General features: G+C 46.4%; 5 protein-coding genes and 1 pseudogene. All 6 read right to left on the bottom strand.

From position 1 onward, the window contains the following. Positions 1-108: 108 nt before the first annotated feature. A pseudogene (locus ACNFCI_RS19010) lies at positions 109-453 on the bottom strand (IS5 family transposase); the annotation flags it as partial. A gap of 200 nt (positions 454-653) precedes the next feature. Next, entirely contained in the window at positions 654-1,940 is a 1,287-nt protein-coding gene (locus ACNFCI_RS19005) for an McrC family protein (RefSeq protein ID WP_416768109.1), read from the bottom strand. Continuing rightward, on the bottom strand, positions 1,930-3,231 hold the full coding sequence (locus tag ACNFCI_RS19000) for an McrB family protein (protein WP_416768108.1): 1,302 nt from the start codon (positions 3,229-3,231) through the stop codon (positions 1,930-1,932). Before ACNFCI_RS19000 ends, ACNFCI_RS19005 begins: the two co-directional genes overlap by 11 nt. 1 nt (position 3,232) lies before the next feature. Beyond that, positions 3,233-4,381, bottom strand: coding sequence for a DNA cytosine methyltransferase (locus ACNFCI_RS18995; protein WP_253093119.1), 1,149 nt, complete (start codon positions 4,379-4,381; stop codon positions 3,233-3,235). After that, positions 4,378-5,589: a DNA cytosine methyltransferase gene (locus tag ACNFCI_RS18990; protein WP_253093118.1), complete on the bottom strand. Its 1,212-nt coding sequence runs from the start codon at positions 5,587-5,589 to the stop codon at positions 4,378-4,380. The genes ACNFCI_RS18995 and ACNFCI_RS18990 overlap by 4 nt, the downstream gene beginning before the upstream one ends. Continuing rightward, entirely contained in the window at positions 5,582-5,956 is a 375-nt protein-coding gene (locus ACNFCI_RS18985) for a helix-turn-helix domain-containing protein (RefSeq protein WP_416768107.1), read from the bottom strand. The genes ACNFCI_RS18990 and ACNFCI_RS18985 overlap by 8 nt, the downstream gene beginning before the upstream one ends. Positions 5,957-6,000: the final 44 nt, after the last annotated feature.

Below are 6,000 nucleotides of genomic sequence, written 5' to 3'. Positions count from 1 at the left end.
ACTCATCGTGGCGCGGGATGCAATCCCAAACAGACGCCGGATAGATTTAGGCAAGCCATCCATTTCATCCGATGATCAGTATTGCAAAAAATGGGGTGACCATAGATTTTTCCCGGCGCCTGAAGAGGCTCGGGTTGCTCGTACTGCGGTGGAGTCGATCATCCAGGTGTCCAAGTCGATCAGTCCTTCCCGGTTCAGCCGAATATGCAGACGCTCCAGTACTCGCTCGAATGTGCCGTCGTCGCGCCAGTCACGAAAACGCTGATACACCGTTGACCAAGGCCCAAAGCGTTCAGGCAGGTCGCGCCAGGGAGCGCCCGAGCACAGGATCCACAGAATTCCGTGGAGAACCTGACGATCATCGTTGCGAGGACGGCCCATTTTCTGTTCTGGAGAAACCAAATCCTTGATCAGCTCCCATGACGCATCAGAAAGTTCGTAACGCCTTGCCATACGGGCCTCCAACCGGTCATGGCGGCAATTTTAGCCACAACGACTTTTCGTACAAAACCTAATTCGCCCAGTCTAGGGGGCTATAGATCGCCAGTCATCAGTAGCTCTCTCAGTATGCTGAGATTTTTCCTTGCTCGGGGTACAGCACGCATCCGATATGATATTTCTTCGTTCGACTCCATAAATAACCCTCGAGGCCCTTAAAAAAGATCTGACAATCTAGATGCCATCAAGGCCTCTTCTTCCTCGATGCGCGAGTTATTCAGGTCAATAAACAGGGCGTAAAATCTGACGCCGGGTAATTCGCCTATTAGATTTATGCCGGATGGATTTTTATCATTTGCAGGAAATATCAATATTCCATGACTGGCGCTGTAAGAGGCGGCATAAGAAATAATTTGATTAAGGTCATCTCGGTCGGGAAGCTTTTCTATGGATTTATACTTTACGTCGATAACAATGGTAGAGTCACCACTGGTCTGAACAGATTTTAGAACAATATCTGGGGTGGCCATGATAGGGTTTTTTACTTGCGGAGGTGGAACTAGCAACGCTTTTTTCCCTCCATATGCGCCGCCTTTATTTCCGTCCAAGACTTGAATGTCATTCCGGTATCGGTAAGCGGATCGCAAGACCTCAAGAGCATACCACTCAAAGGCTTCTGCAAGATTCAAAATCAGAGAGTTGGCGCTTGTAGAACCACTAAGTCCGAAGCTTAATCCTTTGCCGGAAATGAAGATCATTGCCAAGCCTACCGCGTCGCGATAGTTCTCTTTGAGGCACTCAATATTAAGGCTCGGATCGTGCTGCGCATTGTGCAGCTCGTAGTGATCTGAGACCTCTGCAAAAGAGTTAAGGGCGTACTGTATTGCAACTCGGCGATGCTTGTCCTTTACCATTTCCGGATTTTTTGAGAGACCCAAACAAACCTTTTTTAGGAAACGATTGGGGGGGTTGTCAATCATCCTCTCGTAGTGGGAAGCTACGACATGCATACCATTAAGTTTGGCCCGAGCTCTAATCGTTTTGTTGAAATTTATCTTTCCGGAGGGAAATAAGGTTTGCTCTTCTACTCTTGCATACTTTTTGTACAGTCCGGTATTTATAATCTCTTCAATGTGCTTTAGTAAGCAATCGATCAAGAATTCATTCAGGTTTTTTGACGAATAATCGTGGGGGGAATAGCGGCGCTTGAAGTTCTTAAGGATTTCGGGTTTGTGATTGGATAGGAAAACGAGCCGCTCCAAGTTGCTAATAGGCACCTTGGGGATTATATTAAGACTTAACTTGTCATTTACTGGAATGACGCCGACCCAACCTCCGGCCTGGAATATTGGCTTTCCTTTCTTGTATCGAATAGAAAAGAAGTTTCTTTCTAGAATCTCGGGGTAGGCAAGGAGTTCTCCACTCGGAAGTAGTAAGGATTCAGGAACGTCCATGTCCTTGAATTCCGCAATGGTTAGAGTCTTTGTATTCTCACTCTTCATGAAAAATACGATTCCATGCGGACTGGATTAGAGCCAGCTGCTCGGGATCATTCTTCAGTACTCTTTCAAAATGAAACGACAGCTGGTGATCCCATAGGCGCTTGAGACTATCATCATCTTTAACTTTCAAAAAATAGGCGTGGCCGAGACTGCATAACCGGTTTGAGTGTCGGGAGGTCATGAAGAAAAATTGTTCGAGTTTTCCTTTTCGCTCATCGCTCAAGCTACTCCCAGAAAGGGCGTCTCTCAGTAACTCAATTTTCGGTTCAAAATGAATTTTTGCAAATCGGCGTTCCAGGGCCATATCCAGTTCTTCGACTCCTCTATCCCATGGATTCATCGTACACAGGACCACCAAGTTGTCAGGGACAGAATAGGATCTACCAGAAGATAAAGTGAAATTCAGTTTTCGATTGGACTGTTCTAGGTAGGTTAGAGCTTCACCAAATACCCGGACGACATCAGTTCGGCTGAGCTCGTCGATGACAAGCACTGATGTTGAATCAGGATTGTTTCGTGCTGCCTCACATGCGCGTAGAAAAATCTTATCAACCAGATCAAATCCACCGCTTTCGTTAGGGATGTAGGACTCTACAAAATCCTCATACTGGTAGCCCGGATGAAACTGAATAAATTTTACAAGCTCCTGATCGCCGTCAGCCAATCTGAGAGCTATCTGTCTAGCAAACCAGCTTTTACTTGTTCCTGGGTCTCCCGTGAAGATAACGCCTCCATAGCCGTCATCCAGAAGCTGTAAGACCTTTAAGTAAATTTCATTGTCTTCTGCTATAAGGGATTGAAGTTTGACCGGAGGCAAGTTTGCTTGGCTAGCGCCTGTGGAAATGACTTTACGGTCAGGGCTGAATTTGTGCACCTTCAAGTCTTTGAAGTTTGCTAAATAAAACCCTTCCACCGAACTATTAGAGGCTGCGTTAGAGAGCAGGAAGACTGGGGTGGCGCTACCTGAAGCGCCTTTTGCTGCCTCCATAAAGAGTACGGTCTCTAAACCATTATACAAAAACTTCTGACAGTCGTTGATCAGCTTGTCTAATGCATTAGGGTCGGTCACAACATAGAGGACATGTTGTGCATCTTGAGGGCTTAGTTGCTCTTTTACTCTGTTGCCAGCTTGGCGCAGTTCGTTAACTATACTCGCGCGCGCGGTAGCGCCAAAATTTTGTGCATACCACTCTTTAATCAGTCTACCTTTGTTGTTGTTTTGAGAGTCAGCCTCTCGAAGGTATTGAATGGCCTCAAAAAAATCATTTAGCGAAATCGAGCTCAAATCCATTTTACCTAAATCCTGAATGATTGCTTAGTATTTCCAGAAAGCCTGCCGGGTACTTAAGATTGCCTTTATATGCTCTAGAAAGAAATCCCGTCGTTGCACGTATTGAGAGAGGCTTAACGGGGTGTAGCAGAAATTCTGATATTCGAGCGATTTTAGAATCAAAAGGCCAGTCTGAGCTACTGGACTCATACCTTTGCTTATTGATGGACCATGCAGCCATAGGCCATTTTTGTCCTAAAGGCCGATCTTTTGAAGCGTCGTATTCCACCGGCCTCAAGGTTTTCTTTGCAATCCATTCCGAAACGTTAACGGTTACAGAGTTTCCAAGCAAACGCCATCTAATTGATGGTTTAGCGATTTCCTCAGCTGGCTTAGTCCAATCCTCGTAGAAGCCTTGTACTCGTTCAGCATCTCTAATATCTGGCGTTCCAACTAATCCATCTGGGAAACAGATTGCAGGCGGGGAGGGTATACCGATGGTGGAGCCAGCCTTAAGCGGGGGAATGGCATTTTTATTTAGCCCGGCAGCAAACGCACCTTCTGTCCAGTAAAAGCCAATCGGTTCTTCGATTGAAAGTTCTTTAAGCGATTCCGGCTTACCGCTGTCATCAGAGAGAATGACGTTTCTAGGGTCTTCTTCACGGGATGCAACAAAATAAACCCGATGGCGGCGTTGAGGTACGCCAAAAGACTGGGAGTCAATAACTCGATAAGCCCAGTTGTAACCAAGTTGCTCGAAGCTCTCAACTATCCGTCTCATGGCCTCACCTTTGTTTAGGTGAAGCATGAACCGGACATTTTCAATAATCACCCATTTAGGATGATTGGTTTTGAGTACTCTGAAAACTTCATCTACCAATGAGGACTGACTGCCGTTGATTCCTACCTTGTTTCCTGAGGAACTAAGGTTTTGGCATGGAAAGCCAGCACATAATACATCTGCGCCGCGCAGCGATGACACATCTCGAACGTCGTCGATAAGTTCTACGTTGGGGAACCGGACTTTCAAAACATGCGCAGCTACCGGGTCGATCTCACATAGCATCTGAGATTGAAAACCATTTAGATGGAAGCCAAGCTCCAACCCCCCAATGCCTGAAAATAATCCGCAAACCTTAGGTTTCAAGTCTTGTAACTTTTCGAGATTCATATGCGATTGTCACATATCAGACTATAAGCAAATATATAAGACAGCTTGGGTGGCACCGCGTTACCGATTATTTTCGCGATTGCAGTTCTAGACCCTGCAGCGTTAAATTTAAAATAATCTGGGAAGAACTGCAGTCGAGCTGCTTCTCTGGCAGTCAGTGTACGCCTGCGACTCGGATGCACGTAGCGGCCCATGCACATGCTATAAAAGCCACTTGTGATAGTTTGCGATGGCTCACTCCATTTTAACCGACCATAAATGCTTTTGTAGGAGTGATTGCCATGGGCATGGCAGGGCGGTCTCATATGATTTGGTAGGTCATCTATATCGTTGTCAAAAAGATAGTTAATTCTAGCCATGTTGTCCTTCGATGGCTTAGAAGGAGTTTCTTCCAAATTCGGCGAATGACTATCTTCGAGGTCTTTAATGGCCCATTCCAAGTTGCGCACGGGTGTAGTGAATCGCTCGACCGCCTTTGTAATGCCTTCAGTGGCTGATTTAGAAGCAACTATTATTAGTCTGCGGCGAGTTTGAGGAACCCCAATAACCGTTAGGTCTACAGGGGCCATTTCGACTCGATAGCCAAGCTCCTGAAGAGCGGAAATCGTCTTGTGAACAACGCCATTTTTATCATGGCGCGCCCCCAAGACATTTTCGATTATAATATGAGAAGGTTGGAGCACGTAAGCCGCACGAGCCATTATGAAATACAGGCTGTTTTTGGGGTCATTCCGTCTCGAATAATTATTTAAATCTGAGTGTCCTTGGCATGGTGGTCCGCCGACTAGAATATCGACTTTCCCCACCTGAGCTCTCAACTGTTGCTCTGTATCCGTAAGGTCATCAAATTGATCAGAGCTACTAAACAGGTCGCTAACGTTCGCTTGAATCGCGTTGGCGAACTTAAAATTCTCTTTGTATACTTTTACAGCCGTTGGTTCAAAGTCGACAGCTAATGGGATATGCAAGCTTAAACCGAGATCATAAGCTGCCTCAGCGATCCCAAGGGAAATCCCTCCTGCACCACAAAAAAGGTCTACAAGAGAAAGCCCAGGGCCTTTGCTACAAAAGGGCGGCACGTGTTGCTTTCGCAAAAAGTCATGGTCTGAGCCATTGATTTGCTTACCTACCCCCGCAGAAACTGGAGCAAATAGGTCACCCGTTGCTGGTTCGCAACCGCTCCCAGGAATAGTGAACAGGTCATTCATCAACAGAAACCTTTGTTGTATTGCCGAGCGTGTCAGAAGAAATGGCCTGCAGAGATAGCTCCAGCCCAAGAATTTTAAGAATGGCAAGCAGCTTTCTGGACCCAAGCTCCTCCGATCGTCCGCGCTCGAAGCGGGAAAGGCACTCCTGAGATATTCCGGCCTCAATTGCCACAAGACCTTGTTTTAGCCCTAGCCGGTGTCTACGTTCAGCGACCGCTCGGCCTAGCTCTTGGACCGTCCGCAAGGGCGTTTCCTCACCAATTTGATGATGGACAGGATACTTTTTTTTGACGTAAATGTCAAAATCAGGCGATGGTAATAAAGCCCTACATCGGACCGTTATCGTCGTTTGGTTCCTGGATACCATTGTCCTCTGGAAAGGCGTTGCGTATATATTCGAGCATTAGTTCT

The sequence above is a fragment of the Pseudomonas sp. NY15356 genome, assembly GCF_048068175.1.
GTDB lineage: Bacteria > Pseudomonadota > Gammaproteobacteria > Pseudomonadales > Pseudomonadaceae > Aquipseudomonas > Aquipseudomonas putida_K.
Note: the sequence above shows the minus strand (reverse complement) of the source record. Positions and strands in the feature narration are given on the sequence as shown.

Coding starts and splice junctions, on each gene's coding strand:
- ACNFCI_RS19005 (WP_416768109.1), bottom strand. CDS start 1,940: ATGAAGAGTGAGAATACAAAGACTCTAACCATTGCGGAATTCAAGGAC.
- ACNFCI_RS19000 (WP_416768108.1), bottom strand. CDS start 3,231: ATGGATTTGAGCTCGATTTCGCTAAATGATTTTTTTGAGGCCATTCAA.
- ACNFCI_RS18995 (WP_253093119.1), bottom strand. CDS start 4,381: ATGAATCTCGAAAAGTTACAAGACTTGAAACCTAAGGTTTGCGGATTA.
- ACNFCI_RS18990 (WP_253093118.1), bottom strand. CDS start 5,589: ATGAATGACCTGTTCACTATTCCTGGGAGCGGTTGCGAACCAGCAACG.
- ACNFCI_RS18985 (WP_416768107.1), bottom strand. CDS start 5,956: ATGGTATCCAGGAACCAAACGACGATAACGGTCCGATGTAGGGCTTTA.